This window comes from Actinomyces sp. 565, from assembly GCF_010365615.1.
Classification (GTDB): domain Bacteria; phylum Actinomycetota; class Actinomycetes; order Actinomycetales; family Actinomycetaceae; genus Actinomyces.
In genome coordinates this window covers 35,376-58,257 of record NZ_PIZD01000003.1, presented here as the reverse complement: position 1 = coordinate 58,257, position 22,882 = coordinate 35,376, and the positions used below count along the sequence as shown (strand labels likewise).

The window sequence follows — 22,882 nt, the reverse complement described above, 5'->3', positions numbered from 1 at the left end:
GCGGCTCAGCGCCGTCCGATACCCGCGTAGGTGAATCCCGCAGCCTTCCAGTCCTCGCGCGGCAGTGCGTTACGGCCGTCGATAACGATGCGGCGGGCCACCAGCTCGGCGGCCTTCGCAGGATCAAGGGTGGTGAACTGCTTCCACTCGGTTCCCAGCACCACCAGGTCAGCGCCAGTCAGCGCCTCCTCGATACTGCCGGCGATCTGGTAGGGCAGGCCCTCCCGGGCGGCCAGGATGGGGCCGGCCGCGGGGTCCGTGACCACCACGGAGGCGGACAGCTCGGTGAACTCCTGCGCCAGGTCGAGCGCGGGGGAGTTGCGCATATCGTCGCTGTCGGGCTTGAAGGCGGCCCCGAGCACCGCCACCCGCTTCCCGGCCAGGTCCTCGCCGAGTAGGCGGCGGGCGGTATCCACCACGGAGTGACGTACAGCGTCGTTGAGCTTGTCCACCTCGGCGAGGAAGCCGAGCGAGTCGCCCACCCCCAGCTCCGCGGCGCGCGCCTGGAAGGCGCGGATGTCCTTGGGCAGGCAGCCCCCGCCGAAGCCGATGCCGGCGCGCAGGAAGCGCTTGCCGATGCGGTCGTCCAGGCCGATGGCGCCGGCCAGCGCGGTCACGTCGGCGCCGGCGGCGTCGCAGATCTGTGCCATGGCGTTGATGAAGGAGATCTTGGTGGCGAGGAAGGCGTTGGCGGAGATCTTCACCAGCTCCGCCGTCTGGTAGTCCATCACCAGCCGGGGCGTGCCGGCGTCGATGATGGGGCGGTACAGCTCATCTAGGACAGCCTGCGCGGCCGCGGCGGACTGCTCGTCCGCGGGCAGGCCGTAGACCATGCGGTCGGGGTCCAGCGTGTCCTTGACCGCGAAACCCTCCCGCAGGAACTCCGGGTTCCAAACCAGGCTCACCCCGGCGGGAGCGACCTGCTCGGCCAGGCGGGCGGCGGTGCCGACCGGGACAGTCGACTTGCCGGCTACCACCTCGACGCCGTCGGTGCACCGGCCCAGGTGGGGAAGCATGCCCTCAACCGCGGCGTCTACGTAGGTCAGGTCGGCAGCGCCGCTGTCCGACTGGGGCGTGCCCACGCCAATGAAGTGCACCTGTGCGCCGGCGATCGCCGCGTAGTCGGTGGTGAAGGTCAGGCGGCCGGACTGCACGTTGCGGCTCAGGATCTCCTCGAATCCGGGCTCGAAGAAGGGAGCCTTGCCCTGGGACAGCAGCTCCACCTTGCGGGCATCGACGTCAACACCTACCACGGTGTGCCCCAGCTCGGCCATCGAAGCCGCGTGCACAGCGCCCAGGTACCCACAACCAATTACGGAAATACGCATGCAGGCAGGCTAGCGGACGCGGCCCCGCAGCCGCCGCGTGTCGCGCCCCAAAGGCGGACTTGGGTTCAGACTCGTTGCGCACAGCGGCGGAGCCGGGCTCACGTCTGCGTGACCGGGGCAACTAAGGTGTGCGGCCACGCAGGCGAGCGTGCCGACCAAAGCGCCCGCACCGCAGGAGCCGGTCTATTGTGACCCGGTGAGAAGCGCGCCATCCCAGGACCGAACTCCCGCCGATCCCAACGACCACCGGTACGGGGCACGGCGGCGGCCGCGCAGCCGGGCGATCTCCGGCGCGGGGCGCGCGGTGCTCGTTGGCTTCGTACTGTGCGCGGCGGGCCGCGCGCTGCTGATCCCCCTGTTCGGCAGCGCTGACGAGGTCAACCACCTCGACTACGCCTTTCAGCTCTGGCACGGCCAATGGCCCGACTTCTTCACCGGGCCGGTGATTCCGGGGTCTGGCCCCAGGACACCCCTGTCCGTGCAGTCCGTCTCCCAGCACCCGCCGCTCTTCTACCTGATCATGGCCCCCCTCGCAGGCGGGTTGACGGACTGGGCAGGCGTGCTGGCCGCGGGCCTGGCCGCCAGGGCGCTCAACGTGCTGCTCGGGGCCGCCGCCGTTGCCGTGATCGGGTATGCCGCGCAGGTCGCCTTCCCGCGCAATCGGCTACTTGCCCCCACCACGATGCTGATCGCCGCGCTGTGCTGCTCGATGCTCGGGGTATCGGGGGCCGTGTACAACGACACCCTGGCCACCCTGCTGATGGCCGCCTGCCTCGCGCTGACCTGCCAGTTCATCCGCCAGGGCCCCACGCGGCGCCGCTGGCTCCTGCTTGCCGTGCTCGGCTGCGCCGCGCTGCTCACCCGCCTGTCGCTGATGGTAGTGGTAGCCGTGTGCATGCTCGCGATCGTCCTGGAGGGAATGGTGCGCGGGGCGGGACGCGACCGCTGGGGCCGGTGGACCGCGTTGCTCAACGGTGCCGGTGTGGGCGTGCTGGTGGCGCTGTCCGCGGGCTGGTTCTACCTGCGCAACCTGCGCCTGACCGGGACGATCACCGGCGGGCACCCCGAGTGGGCGGCCGAGCACTTCAACACCCACCAGGTCCCGGTTTCCGAGCTCGCCGCGCGGCCGGAAACCTGGCAGCGACTGCTGTCACTGTTCGTGCCCGTGCCCGCCCTGGGAGGGGTGGGTCTCGTACTGATCGCGGCGCCCGCCGCATGCGGGCTTGCCGCGGGCGTGGTCGCGCTGGTGCGTCGGCGCGCTACCGGCGCGGACCTGGCGGTGGCCGGGGTGCTCGGCCTTGAGGCCGTGCTCATCGTGGCGATGCAGTTGAAGTACTCGGCTGGCGGCGGTGGCCTTCACCCGCGCTACCTGCTGCCGGCGTTGCTGACGCTGGCGGTGCTGATGGCGGGCGGCCTGACCTGCTCACGGTGGCTGGCCGGAATCGCCACCGGCGCCTGGTTCGCCCTGTGGGCCGTGTTCTTCGTGCCTTGGTGGTGGCAGCAGGCGCAACAGGGCGCCGCTGCCCCGGCAGGGGGATTCCCGGCCTGGCCCGGACCCGCGATCGTGCTGCTGGGCGCGGCGCTCGTGGCGTGGACGATCGCGGTGGTCCGAATCGGCAGGCTGGGAGGAGCCGCGGCGCTGAGCGGCGCCGAGTAGTTCCGACGGCGCAGCCGCGGGGCCCGTCAGCCGAGCGGCGCGGGCGCCCCGCGGCACACCTGCCTCACAGCTCGATGGTGGGCACGTAGGCGTCCAGGCGCTCCATGGAGTTCGCGGGGGTGAATCCGGCCGCCTCGATCTTGCTCAGGTCCAGGGCGCTGCGCAGGGGCCGGGGGGCGATGCCCTCCTGCCCCGCGTAGTACTCGGCGGTGGAAACCGGCGTGACCTCCTCGGCGCTGTGACCCACCAGCTCGAACACGCGCTTGGCGACGTCGCACCAGGACACCACGGGACCCTCGCCGGACAGGTTGTAGGTGCCGAACTCGGCGCCGGTGCGCAGCAGGTGGATGATGCCGGCCGCGAGGTCCGTGGTGAAGGTGAGGCGGCCGGTCTGGTCGTCCACCACCTTCGGGGCGATGCCGCGGGCGGCCAGGGAGGCCATGGTCTTGGCGAAGTTCTTGCCGTCGCCAACCACCCAGGAGGTGCGCACCAGGTAGTGCCTGGGGGTGGCCTCGACGGCGGCATCGCCGCCCGCCTTCGACTGGCCGTACACGCCCAGCGGGCTGGGGGCCTCGGCCTCGGTGTGCGGCTCTAGCTCGCCGTCGAAGGTGTACTCGCTGGAGATGTGCACCAGGGTCAGGCTGTGGCGGGCCGCCTCGCGGGCCAGGTTGGCCGGGCCGGTGGCGTTGGCCCGCCAGGACAGGCGCCGTCCCTCGGGGGTCTCGGCGCCGTCGACGTTCGTCCAGGCGGCAGCATTGATGATGACGTCATAAGCAGACCAGTCCCAGGCGGCCATGGCGTCGGCGTCGGAGATGTCCACCTCCGGCAGGTCCACGCCGGTCGGGGCGTACCCGGCCTCGGGCAGCTGCCTCATGAGCTCGCGCCCGAGCTGCCCCTTGCACCCGGTCACCAGCACGCGTCGGCCCGGCGCGGAGGCTGCCGTGCCGCCGGCGTCGGCGGCGTCGTCCGCGGGGAAGGGGACGACGTCGGCCAGGCGCGGGTGGCCGCGGTCCTTGTCCGACTGGATGGCCTGCTCCAGCGGGATCGGCCAGGGCACGGCGACGGTCTCATCGGCCAGGTTCAGGAAGGTGTACTGGGCGTCGGGAGACCAGTGGTCGTTCACCAGGTAGGTGTAGGCCGTGTTCGGCTCCAGCGTCTGGTAGGCGTTGCCCACGCCCTTTGGAACGAACACCGCCACCGAGGGGTCGATCTCGGTGGTGTACACGGTGCCGAAGGACGGCCCCTCGCGCAGGTCCACCCAGGCGCCGAATACCCGCCCGGTGGCCACCGAAACGAACTTGTCCCACGGCTCGGCGTGGATGCCGCGGGTCACCCCGACCTCATCGTTGAAGGAGATGTTGTTCTGCACCGGCCCGAAGTCCGGCAGGCCCAGGGCGGTCATCTTCTCCCGCTGCCAGTTCTCCTTGAACCAGCCGCGGTTGTCCCCGTGCACGGTCAGGTCGATGCGCAGGAAGCCGGGGATCGGGGTGGTCTGGACGCCGAGCGGCTTGGCCGTCTCCACGCCGTTGGTGCCGGCGGCGGGCGTGTCGGTGCTGTCAGTCATGAGTCTCCAATGCTCGTGGGGATGAGTGTTCGCGGGATACGGATCATGGTGGGCGCCGGACGGGGACGCGGCGCTCGCGGCTCGCGCCGCCGGCGTCGGCAGTGTCATCTGCGCCCGCGCTCGAGCAGGCCGAGCAGGTACTGGCCGTAGCCGGACTTGACCAGCGGCTCGGCGCGCTCGCGCAGGCCGTCGTCGTCAATGAAGCCCATGCGCCAGGCCACCTCCTCCGGGCAGCCGATATTCAGGCCCTGCCGGTGCTGGACGGTGCGTACAAAGCCGGTGGCGTCGGCCAGGGAGTCGAAGGTGCCGGTGTCCAGCCAGGCCGTGCCGCGGGGGAGGACCTCCACGGTGAGCCTCCCGGCCTCCAGGTAGGTGCGGTTGATGTCGGTGATCTCGTACTCGCCGCGCGCGGAGGGCTGAAGGTTCCTGGCGATCTCCACCACGTCATTGTCATAGAAGTACAGCCCGGGCACGGCGTAGTCGGACTTGGGGCGGGCGGGCTTCTCCTCGATGGACACGGCCTTGAAGTCCGCGTCGAACTCCACCACGCCGTAGGCGCTCGGGTCGGCCACCTGGTAGGCGTACACGACGCCGCCGTCCGGGGTGGTGTGGCGGCGCAGGCGCGTGCCCATGCCCGGGCCGTAGAAGATGTTGTCGCCCAGCACCAGGGCGGCCGGCTGGTCGCCGATGAAGTCCGCACCCAGCACGAAGGCCTGCGCCAGGCCGTTGGGGACCTCCTGCACCGTGTAGGACAGGTTCACACCCAGCTGGGAGCCGTCTCCCAGCAGCCGGTGGAAGCTGGGGGCGTCGTGCGGGGTGGTGATGACCAGCACGTCCTGGATGCCGGCGAGCATCAGCGTGCTCAGCGGGTAGTAGATCATCGGCTTGTCGTACACCGGCACCAGCTGCTTGGAGGTGCCCAGGGTGATCGGGTTCAGTCGCGTGCCGGATCCGCCGGCCAGGATGATGCCTCGCATGGGCACAGTCTGGCTCATCCGCGGCCCTCTTCGCCGCAAATGAGCCGGACGGGTTTACGCGAATCCGCCCGGCGCGCCGCTGCGGGGCCGACTCGTCGGCTACCGTTGGCGCCCATGGAACGTCTTGACGGCGCGCGGCAGCGCTACGACTGGGGCTCGCCCGAGGCCATCCCCGAGTTCCTCGGCGTCGAGGCGGACGGGAAGCCGTGGGCCGAGCAGTGGTTCGGCGCGCACCCGGCCGGAACCACGCGCGCAGGGGAGCGCACCCTGGCGGCGCTGATCGACTCCGATCCGGAGCGCCTGCTGGGCCAGGACGTGGTGCGGCGCTTCGGTCCCAAGCTGCCCTTCCTGCTCAAGCTGATCGCCCCCGCCCGGGTGCTCTCCTTGCAGGTGCATCCCTCGCTGGAGCAGGCGGTGGAGGGCCATGAGCTGGAGAACGAGGCCGGGGTCCCCCTGGGCAGTCCCGTACGCAACTACAAGGACACCAACCACAAGCCGGAGATGGTGCTGGCGCTTACGCACTTCGAGGCGGTCGCTGGCTTCCGGGCGCCGCGGCGGGCGGCGGAGGTGCTCGCCGACCTGCACTCGCCCCTGGCACGGCGTATGCGTCGCACCCTGCGGCTGAATCCGACCCGCTTCGGAATTCGCCAGGTGTTCACGGACCTGGTTTCCGCCGGCACGCGCCCGGGGGAGGCCGACATCGCCGAGCTCGTCGCGGAGATCGATACCCGGTTGACCGCAGGCGCATCTCCCTCAAGGCGCGTGGACTCCAACGTCATCAGCATGTGGCGCTCCTTCCCCGGCGACCCGGGCGTGGCTGCGGCCCTGCTGCTCAACCCGGTCACGCTGCGGCCGGGCGAGGCCCTGTTCGTGCCCGCCGGCTCGGTGCACGCCTACGTGACCGGCATGGGTATCGAGGTCATGGCCTCCTCGGACAACGTGCTGCGCGCCGGGCTGACCACCAAGCACGTGGATGTGCCGGAGATGCTGGCCTGCGTGGACTATGTCGCGGCGCCCCCGGTGCGGCCCGCCCCCGAGTACCTGTCTCGCGCCACACGCGCCTACTACGTGCCTGTGGATGACTTCGAGCTGCTGGTGACCACGGTGGTGCCGCCGGACGGGCGGGTGCAGGTGCCCGGTCGCGGGCCCCGGATCGTGCTGGCCACCGACGGCGAGACTACGATCACGACCCCCGCCGGGCAGGCTCGGCTGACCCGCGGGCAGGCACTGTTCATCGGCGCCGACGAGCGCACCCTTGCGGTTGAAGGAGAGGGGACTGTCGTCCAGGCCGATGTGCCGTAGGCCCCGGCAGGTGGCCGGGTGCGCCGGGACGAGGACGTCCTGGTGTCCGCAGCTGCACGCCCGGCCTACCGCCTTCGGGCTACCGTCGCGGCTTGCCCGCCTCGGCGCCCTCCTGCCGGGCGGCGTCCCGGACTAGCGCCTCATCGGCGTCGGGGGAGATGAGCACGGCGGTCAGGCCGGCCTGCCACGCCGCAAGCACCCCGCGCACCGCCTCCTGGGCGGCTCCGGCGCGCACCAGGACGGCGCGCGTACCCGCGCGGGCGCCCCCACCCGTTCGGCCGTTCCCGCCGAGGAGCGCAGCGTGTGTCCGGTCCTCCCCGCCCGCGCGGCCGGCACCGCCCGCACCCGTCCCGCCGGGCGTAACCAGCAGGGGCGGGGTCAGGTCTGCGACAAGCGCGTCGCGCGACACCTCGACGGCAGTGCCCGGCGCCTGCGCCGGGTAGTGCACCATCGCGGTGGTGGCCCCGCCGACCGCACGCGCGGGGAAGGAGTCGGCGTGGGGCATGACGTCGGCGACGCCATCCAGTACGAGTGGCGGCAGGGTCCCGGGCCAGCGCGTGGCCAGCGGCTCGCGCGGCACCAGTACCTGCACCTGCGCGTCGGCACTCAGGCCTGCCGGCTCGAATGCGACCGATACGTCCGCTGGGCGGAGTACTCCGCCCGGGGAGGGGGATGAGCCGGCGTGCGCGGCCGGCTCGGTGAAGGCCACCGCGCCGCCGACGAGCCACGCGCCGCCGCACCAGGTCAGTGCTCGCCAGTGCACCCCCAGGTCCAGGCGCACCAGCGGCCCTGCCGCGGGGTCGTCGGTGTGGGCCTCGGTGGTGAGCAGGTTGGCGATCTTGCACTGCCACATGCTCAGCACGTGCCCGGTCAGCTCCACCCGCTCGCCGGGTGCGTACCAGACCAGCCACGGGCGGTCTGCGTCCGCGGCGGAGGGAAGCAGGGGCGCCAGGGGGTCGGGCAGGTCCTCCAGGCGGTCGGCTGCTGGGGTCACGGTTCTGGTCACCGTCTGATCCAAGCAGATACACACCGCCGCCTGCGAGCGCACAGCAAGCTCACAGTTGATTGTCATAAAAACGGTTGGCCGGGTCGGGCGCGAGTTTGCCCGAGGTAGCGGCCAGCGGTGCAATACCGGGCGAAAGTGACTGCGGGGCCGGGCTCGCCGCGGCGGCCTCCGAGCCGTCGCAATTGAGTGAATTTCCCGCACCCGGCTTGACTCACGGCGGCTCACACCCGTGTAATTCTACGTAAACATCGTCCGTATCCTGAAGGGAAGCCATCGTGTGGAACATCCTCGGCGACGGTCCGCTTGAGCGGTCCGACGACGCCGACGACGAGGCGCTCCTCCTTCTGCTCGGCGACGACGATCCCGATGAGGGCCCCCTGGCCTGGCAGGAGCGCGCGCTGTGCGCTCAGACCGACCCCGAGGCCTTCTTCCCTGAGAAGGGTGGCTCCACGCGCGAAGCCAAGCGCGTGTGCGCCTCCTGCGAAGTCCGTGAGGAATGCCTGGAGTACGCCCTGGCCAATGACGAGCGCTTCGGGATTTGGGGAGGACTGTCTGAGCGCGAGCGCCGCAAGCTCAAACGGCGCGCGGTATGAGCCTGCCGGGAAGCGCCGGACCGTACGCCTCGCCCGCCGGGACCCTCGCGGTCCTCGTATCAGCCGGGGTAACCCCCTACCTGCCTGAGACCCTACGAGCGGTGGCCCGCCAGGCAACCGCCCCCGATGTCCTGCTCATCGTCGACGTCGCCTCTCGCAGCAATGGCCTGGGTGACGGCACCCCGATCGAGGAGGCGGTAGTCGACTCCGGTGCCGACTCTGCCACCGCCGTGCGCGTGGTGCGTGTACCGGATGCCACCGGGTTCGGCGACGCGGTCAAGCGCGGCCTGGCGAAGTACGCGGAGCTCGTTGCGCGCGGCAACCGCAGACGCCGTCACGGTGGCAAGCTGAGCACCGGCGGTGCCGGTGCGCGGCAGGGGGAGTATCTCGGCGCGGGGTCGGCCTCCGGCCCCCTTACCGGCCCTACCGGTGCCATGTCGCCGATATCGGAGTCCGAGACGCTTGGGGTAGCGGCTAAAACGCCCCCCGCTGAGGACACCGCCGACGGCTGGCGCTTGTGGCTGCTGCATGACGACTCGGCCCCGGAGCCCGACTGCCTGGAGGCGCTGGAGCGCGCGGTCCGGTCGGCCCGCTCCGTGGGCCTGGCAGGTCCCAAGCAGGTTGACTGGGACGATGCCCGCGAACTCTTGGAGGTCGGGCTGCGCACCACAGCCTCGGCCCGGCGAGCCAATGACGTAGTAGCCGGTGAGATCGACCAGGGACAGTACGACGACCGGTCGGACATGCTCGCGGTCGGTACCGCCGGGGCATTGATCGACCGGTCCGTTTGGGATGAGGTGGACGGCATCTCGCCCGCCTTCCCGGTGTTCGATGACGGGCTGGAGCTGTCCCGGGCGGTGCGCCTGGCGGGGCACCGCGTGGTAGTGGTCCCGGATGCCATTATCCGCCACCGCCGTGCCAGCTTCCTCGGCCTGCGGCCCGGCCAGCAGCCTCAGGCGGCGCGCGGACTCGGTCGTGGGCGCTCTCACGAGCCGGCCGCCACCGCGGCGACCGCCATTCCCGAGCCCGATCCCGATCGCTCTTTTCGCGCCCGGCGCACGGCCCAGCTGAGGGCGTGGGCGACATTCTCGGCTCGCCCCGTGCCGCTGCTGCTCGCCTGGATGGTTCTGCTGGGCCTGGCGCGCGCCGGCTGGCGCCTGCTGACCAAGGACCCCGCGCTGGCTCGGGACGAGCTGGCTGCCGCCTTCGGCGTCGCCGGTGACGCCGGTGTGATACGCCGCGGCCGCAGGCGCCTGGCCGCGCACCACGGCGTGCGCCGCTCGGTGCTGGCGCAGTTGTACACCAGCGCCGGCGATATCCGGGCCGCCCGCCGCGACCGCCGGCGGCAGGAACGCGAGCGCATGGCCCGGGAAGCCGCTCGCAGCGAGCTGGAGCTGCGCGAGCTGGCAGTTCTCACCCGTCGGCGACGAGTCGGCCTGACGGTCACCCTCGTAGCCGTTGCCGCTGTTGCCGCCGTCGGGATGTCACGGCTGCTGGTCACTCGGGCAGTGACTGGCGGGGCCCTACCCTCCCTCGGCTCGGGCTGGCGCGAGCTGTGGGATGCCGCCTGGTCCACCTGGGCACTGTCGGGGGACGGCTATCCCGCCGCCGTGAACCCGCTGCTGGCGGTGCTGTCCCTACCCGTGGCGGTGGGCTCCTGGTTCGGACTTGGTGGCGACGCCCTGGTGCGCATCCTGCTGCTACTGGCCCTTCCTCTGGCGGCGCTCGGCGCCTGGTACGCGGCCGGGACCGTTACTCGCCGAGTCCCGCTGCGAGCCTGGGCTGCGTGCGTGTGGTCACTGGCGCCGACCCTGCTACTGGCCGTCGGGCAGGGACGGCTGACCGCTGTCATCGTGCACCTGACGCTGCCGTGGGCACTGACGGCCTTGGCTCGCGCCGTGGGTGCGGATCGGCGCGACGTGGTCCTGTCCGGGATGGTCGGTGCGCATCACGCCACCCAGGAGGAGCGCGATGAGCTGGACCGGTTCGCCTCCGCCCGGATCGAGGACCTCGCTGAGCTCTCCGCCGATGCCTCACCCACCGCGGAGCCGGACGCTGCCGCGCCCGACTCGTCGGCTGATGGCCGACCGGAGGACGATAGCCAGCCGGAGGGCGATGATCAGCCGGACGCCGGATCGGCGCCCCAGTTAGCCGATGGGACTCGCGCGGCTACGGATGCGGACATGCCTGTCGTGCCCGTCGTGCGGGCCGGCACCACCCCGGGGAGCGAGGAGGAAACGGGCGCGGAAGAGCCCGCGGAAGATCCGGACCGGCCTGCGGAAGAGCTCGACCGGCCCGCGCAGGAGCCCGCCGAGCCCGCGGAAGAGTTGGACCAGCCCGCGGAAGCGGCCGCCGCGGTCCCGGCGGCGCTCCTGGAGCGCTACGGGACCGGCTCCCCCACCGCCGCCGCGGTCGCCGGGCTGCTGCTGAGCCTGATCGTGGCCGCCGCACCCGCAACGGCCGCGCCGATAGTGGTGGGCCTGGTGCTGCTGGCGGTGTGCGTGCGTCGCAGCGCCCTGCGGCTGCTGCTGACGCTGGTGCCGGTTGCGGTCACCGCCCTGCCCGCCTGGTGGCGTGCACTGCGCCTGGCGCAGTCCTATGACGCCGTCGCCGCCGCGCGCTACCTGCTCACTGACACCGGCGTGCCCATCGCCGTAGCCCCACCCAGCACCATTGAGACCGTCCTGGGCATGCCCGTCGACGTCGAGTACCTGGTCGACGACCCCGCCCTGGCGCTGACGCTGAAGGCCCTGCTGGCCATTGTTCCCGCGGCGGCCGTGTCAGGCCTGGTGGTCGGCGGGCGCCGCGGCGCTCGGGCGCTGGCAGGTTTCCTGATGGGGCTGGGCGGCCTGGCCCTGGCCGCTGCTGGAACGCGTATGATTACAGCCCTAGGCACGCAGGCTGACGGCACCGGCGCACAAACCGTCACCGGCTGGGCGGGGACGGGCATCTCCTTCGCCCTGGCGGGATTCATGGCGGCGGCCCTGGCCGGGGCCGACGCGGTGTGGGCCGCGTGCTTCCCCGCGTACCCTTCGGTGACGTCCCCGCATGCAGGCGCGGCCGGCTGGCGGCGCTGGGCCCGCGTGTGCGTGGTGGGCATCGGCCTCGCCGCCCTCGCCGCCCCCTTGGCGGTGGGCGGTGCCTGGGCCCTGGCCGCACGCGACTCGACGGCGACCGGCACCGACGCGGCAGTCATGGCACTGCGGCCGGCCGGGAGCCGGATACCCGTGATCGCCTCCGAGATCCAGGCCTCCGACGCCGCCGGGCGGGTTCTGGTCCTCTCCGCGGCCGGAGATGAGCTGCGCGTGCGGATCTGGCGCGGCGATGGCAGCCAACTGGCCGACGTCACCCCCGATGTCCTGGCTGCGCAGCTCACTGCGCGCCTACCCGCAGCCGCAGCGCCTGCCCCTCCCAGCGCTCCTGAGCCGAATGATGCCCTCGGCATCACGCTGACCGACCCGGCCGACGCCGAACTGGCAGACCTGGTGGTGCGCGCCGCCGCCGGACAGGACGAGCACGTCGCCGACGGCCTGGCGGCTCACGGCATCGCGGTGGTGCTGCTCACCGATGCGGCCGGAGACGGGCTGACGGCGTCCACCCGCGCGGGCCTGGACGCCACGCCGGGCCTACAGCAACTGGCGCGCACCGACTCGGGCACGTCTTGGCGCGTGTCCCCCAGCAACGCCGTCGAGTCCGCCCGCGCCGTGCTCGTCACCAGCGCCGGCACCGCCACCACCGTGCCCGCGGACACGACCGGCAGGACCGCCATCCGCACCGTCCTGGAGCCGGGAACCGGCCAGCGGCTGCTCATCCTGTCCGAGCGCAACGACGGCACCTGGAGCGCAGCGCTGGACGGGCGCCCGCTCCAGCCCGCCCCCATCACCGACGCACACGGCCGCTGGCGCACCGGCTTCGAGGTCCCCGCCGACGGCGGCGAGCTCATCGTCACCCACGGCACCCGCATCGGCGGCCTCGCCGCCCGCGGAATCCAGGCCGTGTGGGTGATCACTGCGCTGGTGGCCCTGCCCCTGCGTCGCAGGAGGACTGCCGCATGAGCTCATCACGCCGCAAACTGTTCTTCGCGGCCCTGCGCCTGACTGCCGTACTGCTGGTCCTGGCGGCCGTGGTCGGCCTGACCTGGTGGGGCACGCGCACGCCCCGTGCCACCAGCCAGAATGTGACCGCCATTGCGATGCCTGCGCCTGGTGCGGACATCGTCTACGGCTGCCCGGCGGCGCCGCGCAACACCATCGGCGGCGTCGACGTCGGGGAGGCGGCCAGCACGACCGCCATCACCGCCCGCGACGAGGACTCAGTGCTGACCTACGGCACGGAGGAGATTGGTGGAACCACCACCCTCGCCCAGGCCGACGGCGGCATCCTCACCGTGGGGGAGCCGGGCGGCGGCTCCGCCGGCGCCATCGGCACCGTCACCTGGCTGACCCCCTCCGGCGATTTGCGCGGACTGGCCGCCGCCCCGTGCACCACGCCCGCCTCCGTGGCCTGGATCGTGGGCGGCTCGGCAGACATCGGCGCCTCCTCCGAGCTGCGGCTGACAAATCCCGGCCTGACTACCGTCACCGCGACTATTCACCTGTACGGCTCTACCGGTGAGCTGACGCTGCCCTCCTCCGGACAGGTTTCCGTGAGTGCGGGGCAGACCGCGACCCTGCTGCTCGAGGTTGCGGGGGCGGCGGACGACCGGCTGGCGCTGAGCGTGGAGGCCGACGGCGGCACGCTCATCCCGGTCCTGGTGACCGAGTCACTCGACGGGGAGACCCCCGCCGGCGTGGACACGCTGACGCCCGGTGCCGCCCCGGCCACCGAGCTGGCCATACCCGGAGTCGTGCTCGTGGACGCCGCCGATCAGGGGGAGGCCCAGGTTGACGGTGCCGTCTCCTCCGATGCGCCGCTGGTGCGGGTGGTGAACCCCGCAGACGTGCCGACGACCGTATCCATCTCCCTGCTTGGCTCCGGGGGCGAGGAGCAGTTGGCCGGTGCCACCGCGGTGATCGTGGATGCGGGCGCGGTATTCGACTTCTCCCTGGCGGGTGTGCGGCCCGGCGCCTACGGGGTGCGCGTCACGTCTGATACGCCCGTCGGCGCCGCCGTGAAGCTCGTGCGCAGCGCGGGGGAGTACCCCGACCGCTCCGGAGCGCTTGCACACGACATCGCCTGGGTGCAGGCAACCACCGATGCCACCAGGGGCTCAGCCCTGGCACTGCCGCGGGCGGGTGGCCTGGAGCCAACCGTGGTGCTGACCAATACCGGCCCGGATGCCGCCACGGTCGCCCTGGCATCCGTGGGCGGGGACTGGGAGCAGGAGCTCAGCGTGCCCGCGGGCGCCACGCTCACCGTCCCGACCCCCGCAGAGGCAACCGCACTGGAGATTTCCGGTCCCGCCGGCCAGCAGGTGGTGGCGGCCGCCGTGGTCACCGCCCAGGTCGGGGAAGATGTGCCCGGAGAGCTCATCTCCGTGCTCCCGGCCGTGCTTGATGCCGATGTCCAGGGGACCCGCAGCCTCCTGCTGCACTGACCCCGGCTGGGCGCAGACGGCGCCGGCCCGCCCGGAATGATCGTTTAGGGTGGGGGCGTGGCTCGGTCATCCCAACTGCCCCCGGCACCCATCCCGGCGTCCCCGCGTCGGCGCGACCGCCACGGTCGCGGGCTGCGGGGCCCGCTGCTGCCGCCCCACCTGCCCGCCTGGCGTACCCGGGCCGAGCGCTTCGACGCCATGGTGATCGCCGCCGCCGACGCACTGTCCCGCCGGCACCCGGAGATCGCCCGAATGCAGTTCGCCGTCGAGGAGGTTCCGCCCTCAGACCCCGCACCGTGGGAGCAGGGGGTTGTGCTCGGCCGGGGATTCGCTGCGGAGCCGCGCGCCGGACTGCCCACCCGGATCGTCCTGTACCGGCGTCCCATAGTCTCCCGCGCCGCAGACGACGCCGAGCTGGCAGAGCTCGTGCGGCGCGTCGTAGTTGAGCAGGTGGCGCTGGTGCTCGGGCGCCGTCCGGAGGAGATCGACCCGGATCTGTGAGCACTGCGCCTGGCGCAACGCTGCACCGCCACTCCCGCGGCTACCGCACCCGCCGCCCCGCGCGCGGTAGCCTGCGGGCGTGAGAAGAGTCCGCCACTGCCGCAGGCCCGGATGCGAGAACCCGGCCGTAGCCACCTTGACCAGCGTGTACGCCGACTCCACGATCGTGCTCGGCCCGCTGGCCACGCAGGCCCAGCCGGAGGCCTACGACCTGTGCCAGAAGCACGTGGAGTCCTTCACCGCGCCACGCGGCTGGCAGGTAATCCGGCTCGCCACGGACTTCCAGCCGGCACCGCCGTCGGACGACGACCTGACCGCCCTGGCCGACGCCGTCCGGGAGGCGTCACGCGCGCCGCGGCCCAAGCCGCAGCCGGCCGAGCACGCCGGCCGCCCCACCGGCCTGCTGCCCACATCACTGACCGCCCCGCTGCCGGATCACCTGACCGGACTGGGCGACGGCGAGATCACCCGGCGGGGCCACCTGCGGGTGCTGCGCGGCGAGAAGACCGAGGACTGAGCCGCCCCGCGGTGCCATCCCAAGGTACCGCCCCACGGTGGCCCGCCGCTCCCGCCTCACTTCCCCTGCGCGGGTGCGGCCACATCAAACGGCGCCGTGCGCAAGGCGGCGCGCGCATCGTCCTCCAGGCGCCGGTCCCGCAGCTCAAGCATGAACTCTCGGTCCCGCCGTGCCGCGAGCAGGGCCGCCAGGAAGCGCTCCGGGTGCGTGTGCGGGGGCGGTGGCGGGGCCACGTAGGGCTCCGCCTGCGCGGCCAGCTGCAGCCCCAGCCGCAGCCGCGCCTGGGGCTGCATGGATGACGCCCGCTGCAGGAAGGTCCGGATGACGAGCGCCAGGTGCCCGGGAAGGGCGCGCAGATCGGCGTCGGCGGCCCAGGCGGCCAGCTCCGGGGGAATGAGGATCGGCGGCGCATCAACCCCGCCGCTGCGCTCACGAACCGCATAGGTGCCCGCCAGCAGGTCACCCAGGCGCTTGCCGCGGCGGGTGACCACGCACGCTGACACCGTCGGCACCCCAGCGAGCAGCCAGATCTCGACGACGCCCACCAGGACTCGCACCAGGCTGTGGCGCAACCGCACCGCTCCGCCGTCGTCGCGGACGATGCGGGAGCCGGTGACCATCCGCCCGGCGGAGCGCCCCCGCGTGAGTACCTCCACTCCCAGCGGCACCACCACCATCCAGCCCAGGGCCACCAGGGCCACCAGCGCCATCACCAGCGCCTCGGACGGGTGGGGAATGACCCGGTCACCGATCAGGAGGCCCGTGACCACGGAGACCAGCAGGCCGGCGGCATACAGGGCGTAGTCGATGAACCCGGACAGGATGCGAGATCCGGGGGAGGCGGGAAGCACCTCCAGAGCTACGGCCTCACCGGTGATCATCAGGTCCGGCGTCATCATCCGCTCGGACGAGGCGGCAGCCTCATTCACCATGACAGACTCCTCTCGTGGACATTGACGCCTTTGCCGCAGCGCACCGCGACCAGTGGGACCGCCTGGACCAGCTCACGTCCCGCCGTCGGCTCACCGGAGCCGAGGCGGACGAGCTGGTATCCCTTTACCGGGCCACTGCCGCGCACCTGTCCCGGATCCGCACCGGCGCGCCCGACCCGGTGCTGCTGGCCGAGCTGTCCACCAGGATTGCGGCGGCGCGCGGACGCATAACCGGCACGCGCGAGGCGCGTATGAGCGATCTCAGGCGCTTCTGGGTGGCCAGCGTCCCCGCAGCCCTGTACCGGCTGCGCTGGTGGACCGTGGCGGTGACGGCGGTAGAGATCGCGATCGCCGTGATCGTGGGCGTGTGGACGCTGCGCAGTCCCGAGGCCATGGCCGCGCTCGGGTCGCAAAGTGAACTGGACACCTACGCGCAGGAGTCCTTCGAGGCCTACTACTCCAATTACGCCCCCTCGGAGTTCGCCGGCCAGGTGTGGACTAACAACGCCCGCGTCGCCGCCCTGTGCGTGGCCAGCGGCATCACCGGGGTGCTGCCGGCCTACGTGCTGTTCGCCAACGCGGTGAACGTCGGGCAGGCCGGCGCCATCATGGCTGACCACGGCCTGCTCGGGCAGTTCTTCGCCCTGATCACCCCGCACGGGCTGCTGGAGCTGACCTGCGTATTCGTGGCCGGCGCCGCGGGCCTGAAACTGTTCTGGACCATGCTGGCGCCCGGGGACCGGTCGCGCGGCGTGGCGCTCGCGGCGGAGGGCCGCGCCCTGATCACAGTTGCGGCGGGGCTGACGGTGGCGCTGGCGGTCTCCGGATTCATCGAGGCCTTCGTGACCCCGGCACCGCTGCCTTGGCTGCTCAAGGGCACGATCGGTGCGCTGGCCCTGGCGGTGTTCTGGGCGTACACCCTGCTGCCGGGGCGTCGGGCGGTCATGGCCGGGCACACCGGAGACCTGGAGACCGACGAGGCCGGCGCGATCCAGGCTGAGGCCGGCTGATCGGCCGACTGGTCCGGCGGCACCGCCGGACACCCGTACAGCCGCTGTGCCGCGCGGCTCACCCATCACAGCCTCCCCGCAGCCTTGAGCGCCAGGTAGGCGTCGGCAAGTGCCGGAGCCAGGGCGCCCGGCTGCTCCTCCACCACCTCCACGCCGGCGCGGCGCAGACGCGCTCGCACTGCGCTGAGCTCTACCAGCTCGCGCTCGGCGGCGGCAGCCGTGTAAACGCTTTCGGCGTCATCACGCCGGGAGCGCAGGTGCTCCAGGCCCGGATCGGTAGCGGAGGCCACTACTACCGTGTGCTTGCGGGCCATAATGCCCAGGGCCCGCAGCATGTCGGCGTTGGCTCCCGCCCCGTCCAGCCCGGTCAGCACCACTACCAGGGCGTGCTGGGACAAGGACGCCTCCACCGTCGCCGCCACCAGGGTCCAGTTGGTCTCCACCAGCGCCGGCTGCAGCGGGGCGAATGCGTCCGCCAGCGCGCCCAGGAGGGCGGATCCGGACACGCCCCGCACCTGCGCCCGGGTCTGTACGTCTGTGGCCACGGCGTCCACCCGGTCCCCGGCGCGCGCTGCCAGCGCCGCCAGCAGCAGCATCGCCTCGATCTGCGCGTCCAGCCGGGGAGCGTCATCCAGGCGCGCCGCCGCCATCCTCCCGGTGTCCACCACTATCAGTACCCGGCGGTCCCGCTCCGGTCTCCAGGTGCGCACCACCACCTCCGCGCGTCGGGCCGTGGATCGCCAGTCGATGGAACGCACGTCGTCGCCGACGACGTACTCGCGCAGGGAGTCAAACTCGGTGCCGGCCCCGTGCACCATTACGGCGCTACGCCCGTCCATCTCCCGCAGCCGGGACAATTTGGAGGGCAGGTGACTGCGGGAGGCGAAGCGGGGCAGCACCCGCAGCCTGGCCGGCACATGCAGCGAGGCCTGCCGGCCGGCCAGCCCCAGGGGGCCGCGCACGCGCACGGTTACCAGGTCGGCGATGCGGTCGCCACGCCGGGTGGGGGTCAGCTGGGTGCGTAGGCGGCGCTGGCGCCCAGCCGGGACCGTCAATGCGCGGCGCTCGTGGGAGGCACCTGCCGAAGGCTGCCAGGCGTCCCGAACCAGGGCGGACATGCTGCGCCCAGTGGTGTTGAACAGGGTCAGCGTCTCGGTCACGGTCTCACCCAGGCGGACGGAGCGGGGCACCGACCTGGTGGCGCGCAGGCCCCGCGGCGAGGGCGCCGCCGCCACATCCACCGCCACCAGCGCAGCCACCAGGGCCGTCCACGCTACGACGGTGCCCGGGCGGGGCACGAGCGGCACGAGGACGGCGCCGACGGCAAGCAGCCAGACGGCGCGCATGGTCAGGTACACGGGTGCCTCCTTAGCGCGATCGGCTACCGCGGCACCGGCACCGCACGCAGGGCACCGTTGACCACTGACTCGGTGGACACGCCCTCCAGCTCGGCCTCGGCCCGCAGCTGGATGCGGTGGCGCAGCGTCGGCAGAGCGAGCGCCTTGACGTCGTCGGGGGTGACGAAGCCGCGTCCCGACAACCAGGCCCAGGCCTTGGCGGTGGCCAGGAGCGCCGTCGCCCCGCGGGGAGACACGCCCAGGGCGACCGACGGCGAGGTGCGGGTGGCCCGTACCAGGTCCACGATATAGGCGAGCACCTCCGGTGAGGCGCTGACGGTGCGCACCTGCTCCCTAGCGGTTGCCAGGTCCGCGGGAGAGGCCACGGCCTGCAGGCCCGCCGCCGGCAGGTCCCGGGGATTGAATCCGGTGGAGTGGCGGGACAGCACCTCAAGCTCCTCACCGCGCTCCGGCAGGGGCAGGATGAGCTTGAGCAGGAAACGGTCCAGCTGCGCCTCCGGCAGCGGGTACGTGCCCTCGTACTCCACCGGGTTCTGGGTCGCCACCACCATGAATGGATCGGGCAGCGCGCGCGGGGAGCCGTCGACCGACACCTGGTGCTCCTCCATCGCCTCCAGCAGGGCGGCCTGGGTCTTGGGCGGGGTGCGGTTGATCTCGTCGGCGAGCAGCAGGTTGGTGAACACCGGGCCCTCCCGGAAGGAGAACTCGGCGGTGCGGGCGTCATAGATCAGCGAACCGGTCACGTCGCCGGGCATCAGATCGGGCGTGAACTGCAGGCGCTTGGTACCAATGTCAAGGGAGGCGGCCAGGGAGCGCACCAGCAGGGTCTTGGCCACCCCGGGCACACCCTCTAAGAGCACGTGGCCACCGGCGAGCATGGCGATCACCAGCCCGGTGACGGCCGGATCCTGGCCGACAACCGCCTTGGCGACCTCGGCGCGTACCGCCCGCAGCCGGGCCCGGGGGTCGTTGCCCGGGGGCGTAGTTGCGTGCGGCTCGGCACTGGCCGAGGCGCGGACGGGGCCGGCTGCGGCACCTGGCGAGGCGGACGCTCCCGCGCTCGCGGGCTGCCCTGTGCCGGGCTGTGCTGTCCCGGGTCGCGCAGTGGTGGGGTCCGCCACGGTGCCGTATCCGCGGACGCCCGTGGTGGGCAGGGCCGTGGTGGGAACGTCGCTCTCGTCGAACTGGCGCGCCGGGTCATTGTGTGGGGAAGGGGGAGTGGTCATCGCGGGTGGACCTCGCTCTCGAGTAGTTCCAAGCGAACGGCCAGATCCGCCAGGACGTGGTCATTCGCGGGGGTGGGCCCGTACAGGGCATGGTCGATTGCTTCTGGGGGCCAGCCGGTGGCCCGCGCAGCCGCCTCGACGAGTTCGCCGCGGGACGCGGACGGCGGCATTCCGAGGCTGCGGCCGAGCCGGAGAGCGGTTCCCGACCGCAGCGCCTGAGCGGCGCGCTCACGGTCGCCGGCCCGGCGGTACAGGCGGCCGCGGCCAATGGCGGTCTCGGTGGCGCGCACCACCACCGGCAGGTCCTCAGGCACAAGTCTTCCGAAGCGGCGCCCCCGCGTGAAGGCCAGCGCGATGACGACGCCGCAGCCCAGGAACAGCAGCACCGGCAGCCACGGTGGCAGCGAAGGCCTGTCCCACAGGGTTGAAATGGACGACGCTCGGGAGGCATCGAACCAGACCAGCCGGTCGTTGTGGCCAAGCGCGCGAATCGCCAGCGCCGCGTTCCCGGCCGTGGTCAGGTTCTCATTAGTGACAATGCGCGGGTCGGCGATCACCCGCAGTGTGCCTCCGCCCTCCAGCGGCGCGGTGGCATAGGCATAGGCGTCCTCCCTAACCGGGAAGCAGCCCACAGCGCCGCTGACGTCATCCAGGAGGACCGAGCCGGTCGAGCCGGCCAGCGAGGCCGCAGCCACGGCGTCGGGGTCGGCGCACTCCGGCCGCAGTGAGGTGTCGGCGCTCGCGGAGACGCCGACCGGGGTCATGTCGGTCAGGTCCTGAAGATTCTCGTAGAGGGTTCCCAGGACCACTACGTCCTGCCCGGTCCGGGCCAGTCGGAAGCGGTCGAGGTAGCTCATCTCCCCGGCGTGGAGCACCACCACGGTGGCGCCGTCCGCGGCAGCACTGACGGCGGCGTCGGCGGAGCTGACGCTACTGACATCGATCCCCTCGCTGCGCAGCAGCTCGGCCAGAGCCTGGGTACCGTTGGCACGGGAGTTGTTGATCGCGTAGGGGACCTTGGATGACTGCGGCGTGGTCCACAGGGTGGCCAGGGCCACGAGTACGAGGAGCGCCCCGGCGGCTATGAAGGGGCGCCAGCGGCTCAGCCGCTCGCCCAGGCGCGCCCCCACTACCTGATCGCCGGTGTGCGCAGGCGCGGTGCCCTCGCCCCGATCCGGGGCCGTGGTGGTGCTCATGGTGTCACCTGCCTGGCCGGCGTCGGCAGGGCAAGAGGCGCTCGCGTGACCCGCTCGGCGAACTCGCGCATCCACGCGTCCTGGGAGGGGGTGGAAACGACGCTGCCGTAACGCACGGAGTCGAACAGCCGGGCGGCCTCATCCATCTCGGCTGCCAGCTCGCCCAGCGGACGGGCTGCCAGCCCCGCCGCCTCGTGCGCGGTCATGCCCGGATAGTCCTCCAGTGCGCCGCGCTCATCGAGTGTACGCACTACTGCCCGGAAGCGCTCGATCACGGCGGTTGCCCAGTCTCCCTGGGCGGCAGCGGCGTTGGCGGCACGGGTGAGGGCCGAGGCGTCGCGGTCGTCCTCGAACAGCACGCCGTGCGCGCGCCTGGCGCGCCGTGCCCAGGTGATACGGGTGAACATGACCCCCAGGGCGACAACCAGGGCGAGCACCAGCACCACCACGATCAGCACGGACAGCCACGATGGCACCCCGGGCACGGCCCCGCGCGGGTCCAGGTGCTCCGCGAGCCAGCGCCAGGCGCGCTCCCACAGGGTGGCGGCGTGGTGATAGGCGGGCTTGGCCAGCTCCTTCTCGGCGGCGCGACGCGCGGTGTCGGCGTCGGGCGTGGCCGGAACATCCAGGGGTGGCAGGCCACACAGCTCCCGCCCCGAGTAGGGGACGTGGACGGCTGCGGGCACCGGTGGCATCGGGATCATGCGGAACCTCGGGCGCCGATCGCGGTCAGACTCCGGCGGAGCGGCGCAGCTCGACGTCCAGGCCCTCCTGACGCATGCGCAGGTCGATGTAGACCAGCGCGGTTGCGGCGGAGGAGAAGGGCCGGATCAGCGCGTCGAGGAGGCTGCCGATGAAGGCCGACACCATGATCAGCACAGTGGACGCCCCGATCCCGACGAGCAGGGTTCCGGCGCCGCTGAGGGCGCCGATGGCGCCCCCGAGAACCGCGGAGACGGTGCCAACCAGCAGGCCGACCAGCAGCTGGACGCCCAGCACGCGCCAGAAGTACCCCCGGGTCAGCTGCCAGGAGCGGCGGATGCCCTCCCAGATGCTGACGTTCTCCAGGATCAGCGCGGCGCCCGCCACGGACAGGCGCACGCCCAGGAAGGCCGCAGCGATCAGGCCGCCGACGCCGAGCAGGAAGCACACCAGCATGATCAGTCCCAGGTTGGCGGAGCTGCCGGAGTCGTCTAGGGCGAAGACAGAGCCGATTAACAGCCCAACGGCGCCGAGGGCGGCGACGAATGCGGCCAGTCCGGTGACCAGTTCCACCAGCAGTGCCTGGCCGATCAGTGCCCACAGCCGCGGCCGGACGCGCTCCCACACCTCGGCCGGCGTGGCGATGCGGCCCAGCACCGAGCGCGATACGGTCACGGTCAGCAGCCCCGTCAGGACGGTGATGGCGAAGAAGTTGATCGCCGTGCTCACTAGTGACAGGCCGGTGGAGCCGCCGAGATATGAACTGAGCGCGTTAAAGACTTCCTGGTCGGAGCCGACGGAGGCGTAATCGTACTCGTTGTAGGAGTCAATGATACTGATCTGGTTGGACAGGGTGCTGAATGCCAGGAATGTGAACAGCGCGGATATCAGGCCGGCGGCACCCATGACCACTATGGCCGGCAGGAACATGGCTCGGGGGTTGGCCCGCAGCGATTCGAAGGCGCCGGCGATGATCTCGGTGATGGTGAGCGGCCGCAACGGGATGATGCCGGGCTTGGGCGCCACGAAGAATCCGCCCGGACCTGCCGTGTAGGTGCCCGCCTGCTGGGCGTATTGGGAATACTGGGCACCTCCCGCGTAGGAGCCTTGACCCTGGGGCGCCTGCTGGCCGTAGGCGGGCTGCTCCGACTGGGCGTAGGTGCCATAGCGGGGCGCGGACGCCGACTCCGGCTGCTGCTGCGGGCCGGGTTCAGGGGATGGGCTCGCGTGAGTCCCTCCGGTGGGTGGCTGCCACCCGGTGTTGTCGGTGCTCATGGGCATACTGTGTCACGGCGGGGAAACCGGCGCTCTCCACCCAGAGGAGGAGATCAGGTGCCGGGGCCGCGGCCTTCGCGGCTCGGGCCGCCCGGCGCGACGGTGCGCGTACACGCTCCGACACGCCCGGGCGACGCCCCGCGGCGGGACGGATTTTCGTGGACGCTCGCGGGGCCCGGCGCCGACTCCGGGGGCCTCGCAG

At 72.1% G+C, this 22,882-nt stretch carries 18 protein-coding genes; 8 read left to right on the top strand and 10 right to left on the bottom strand.

Going from position 1 to position 22,882, the window contains the following annotated elements; translation table 11 throughout:
- Window positions 1–5: 5 nt before the first annotated feature.
- Window positions 6–1,328, bottom strand: a complete 1,323-nt coding sequence (locus GZ997_RS00725) for a UDP-glucose/GDP-mannose dehydrogenase family protein (protein WP_162678462.1) — start codon at window positions 1,326–1,328, stop codon at window positions 6–8.
- A gap of 196 nt (window positions 1,329–1,524) precedes the next feature.
- On the opposite strand from GZ997_RS00725, the gene GZ997_RS00720 reads away from it, so the two are divergent.
- A complete protein-coding gene (locus tag GZ997_RS00720) occupies window positions 1,525–2,985 on the top strand; it encodes a hypothetical protein (RefSeq protein ID WP_162678461.1) in 1,461 nt (486 codons plus the stop codon).
- 64 nt (window positions 2,986–3,049) lie between these two features.
- On the opposite strand, the gene GZ997_RS00715 is transcribed toward GZ997_RS00720, so the two are convergent.
- Together GZ997_RS00715 and rfbA are read right to left on the bottom strand one after the other, a co-directional pair.
- Window positions 3,050–4,549, bottom strand: a complete 1,500-nt coding sequence (locus GZ997_RS00715) for a bifunctional dTDP-4-dehydrorhamnose 3,5-epimerase family protein/NAD(P)-dependent oxidoreductase (protein WP_162678460.1) — start codon at window positions 4,547–4,549, stop codon at window positions 3,050–3,052.
- A 104-nt stretch (window positions 4,550–4,653) separates the two neighbouring features.
- A complete protein-coding gene (gene rfbA / locus GZ997_RS00710) occupies window positions 4,654–5,526 on the bottom strand; it encodes a glucose-1-phosphate thymidylyltransferase RfbA (protein WP_162678459.1) in 873 nt (290 codons plus the stop codon).
- Window positions 5,527–5,640: 114 nt separating this feature from the next.
- Here rfbA and manA point away from each other — a divergent pair, with 114 nt between their 5' ends.
- Window positions 5,641–6,828: a mannose-6-phosphate isomerase, class I gene (gene manA, locus GZ997_RS00705; RefSeq protein ID WP_162678458.1), complete on the top strand. Its 1,188-nt coding sequence runs from the start codon at window positions 5,641–5,643 to the stop codon at window positions 6,826–6,828.
- Window positions 6,829–6,907: 79 nt separating this feature from the next.
- On the opposite strand, the gene GZ997_RS00700 is transcribed toward manA, so the two are convergent.
- Complete coding sequence (locus GZ997_RS00700; RefSeq protein ID WP_343212233.1) at window positions 6,908–7,834, bottom strand: TIGR03089 family protein; 927 nt, start codon at window positions 7,832–7,834, stop codon at window positions 6,908–6,910.
- Between the two features lie 275 nt (window positions 7,835–8,109).
- Between GZ997_RS00700 and GZ997_RS00695 the strand changes: the two genes are divergently transcribed.
- The 5 genes from GZ997_RS00695 to GZ997_RS00675 all read left to right on the top strand — a co-directional run bounded on the left by GZ997_RS00695 (window position 8,110) and on the right by GZ997_RS00675 (window position 14,981).
- Entirely contained in the window at window positions 8,110–8,427 is a 318-nt protein-coding gene (locus GZ997_RS00695) for a WhiB family transcriptional regulator (RefSeq protein WP_073327151.1), read from the top strand.
- The gene (locus GZ997_RS00690) at window positions 8,424–12,482 is read left to right on the top strand and encodes a glycosyltransferase (protein WP_162678457.1); all 4,059 of its coding nucleotides are present in this window, start codon (window positions 8,424–8,426) and stop codon (window positions 12,480–12,482) included. Before GZ997_RS00695 ends, GZ997_RS00690 begins: the two co-directional genes overlap by 4 nt.
- On the top strand, window positions 12,479–13,963 hold the full coding sequence (locus tag GZ997_RS00685; RefSeq protein ID WP_162678456.1) for a DUF5719 family protein: 1,485 nt from the start codon (window positions 12,479–12,481) through the stop codon (window positions 13,961–13,963). Before GZ997_RS00690 ends, GZ997_RS00685 begins: the two co-directional genes overlap by 4 nt.
- A gap of 57 nt (window positions 13,964–14,020) precedes the next feature.
- Entirely contained in the window at window positions 14,021–14,464 is a 444-nt protein-coding gene (locus tag GZ997_RS00680; RefSeq protein ID WP_343212232.1) for a metallopeptidase family protein, read from the top strand.
- 79 nt (window positions 14,465–14,543) lie between these two features.
- Window positions 14,544–14,981 carry a DUF3499 domain-containing protein gene (locus GZ997_RS00675; protein WP_161924567.1) on the top strand — a complete coding sequence of 146 codons (438 nt, stop codon included), beginning with the start codon at window positions 14,544–14,546 and terminating at the stop codon, window positions 14,979–14,981.
- 56 nt (window positions 14,982–15,037) lie between these two features.
- Here the strand turns inward: GZ997_RS00675 and GZ997_RS00670 are convergent, their stop codons facing one another.
- Window positions 15,038–15,913, bottom strand: coding sequence for an RDD family protein (locus GZ997_RS00670; RefSeq protein ID WP_162678455.1), 876 nt, complete (start codon window positions 15,911–15,913; stop codon window positions 15,038–15,040).
- 14 nt (window positions 15,914–15,927) lie between these two features.
- Between GZ997_RS00670 and GZ997_RS00665 the strand changes: the two genes are divergently transcribed.
- Window positions 15,928–16,923, top strand: coding sequence for a stage II sporulation protein M (locus GZ997_RS00665; protein ID WP_161924565.1), 996 nt, complete (start codon window positions 15,928–15,930; stop codon window positions 16,921–16,923).
- 65 nt (window positions 16,924–16,988) lie between these two features.
- Here the strand turns inward: GZ997_RS00665 and GZ997_RS00660 are convergent, their stop codons facing one another.
- The 5 genes from GZ997_RS00660 to GZ997_RS00640 all read right to left on the bottom strand — a co-directional run bounded on the left by GZ997_RS00660 (window position 16,989) and on the right by GZ997_RS00640 (window position 22,680).
- Entirely contained in the window at window positions 16,989–18,281 is a 1,293-nt protein-coding gene (locus tag GZ997_RS00660) for a DUF58 domain-containing protein (protein ID WP_162678454.1), read from the bottom strand.
- Between the two features lie 23 nt (window positions 18,282–18,304).
- Window positions 18,305–19,234 carry a MoxR family ATPase gene (locus GZ997_RS00655; RefSeq protein ID WP_203233850.1) on the bottom strand — a complete coding sequence of 310 codons (930 nt, stop codon included), beginning with the start codon at window positions 19,232–19,234 and terminating at the stop codon, window positions 18,305–18,307.
- A gap of 269 nt (window positions 19,235–19,503) precedes the next feature.
- Window positions 19,504–20,703 (bottom strand): DUF4350 domain-containing protein, encoded by a 1,200-nt coding sequence (locus GZ997_RS00650; RefSeq protein WP_162678453.1) that lies wholly within the window; start codon window positions 20,701–20,703, stop codon window positions 19,504–19,506.
- Complete coding sequence (locus GZ997_RS00645; RefSeq protein ID WP_237564116.1) at window positions 20,700–21,407, bottom strand: DUF4129 domain-containing protein; 708 nt, start codon at window positions 21,405–21,407, stop codon at window positions 20,700–20,702. The genes GZ997_RS00650 and GZ997_RS00645 overlap by 4 nt, the downstream gene beginning before the upstream one ends.
- 25 nt (window positions 21,408–21,432) lie before the next feature.
- Window positions 21,433–22,680 (bottom strand): glycerophosphodiester phosphodiesterase, encoded by a 1,248-nt coding sequence (locus tag GZ997_RS00640; protein ID WP_162678452.1) that lies wholly within the window; start codon window positions 22,678–22,680, stop codon window positions 21,433–21,435.
- Window positions 22,681–22,882 lie beyond the last annotated feature (202 nt).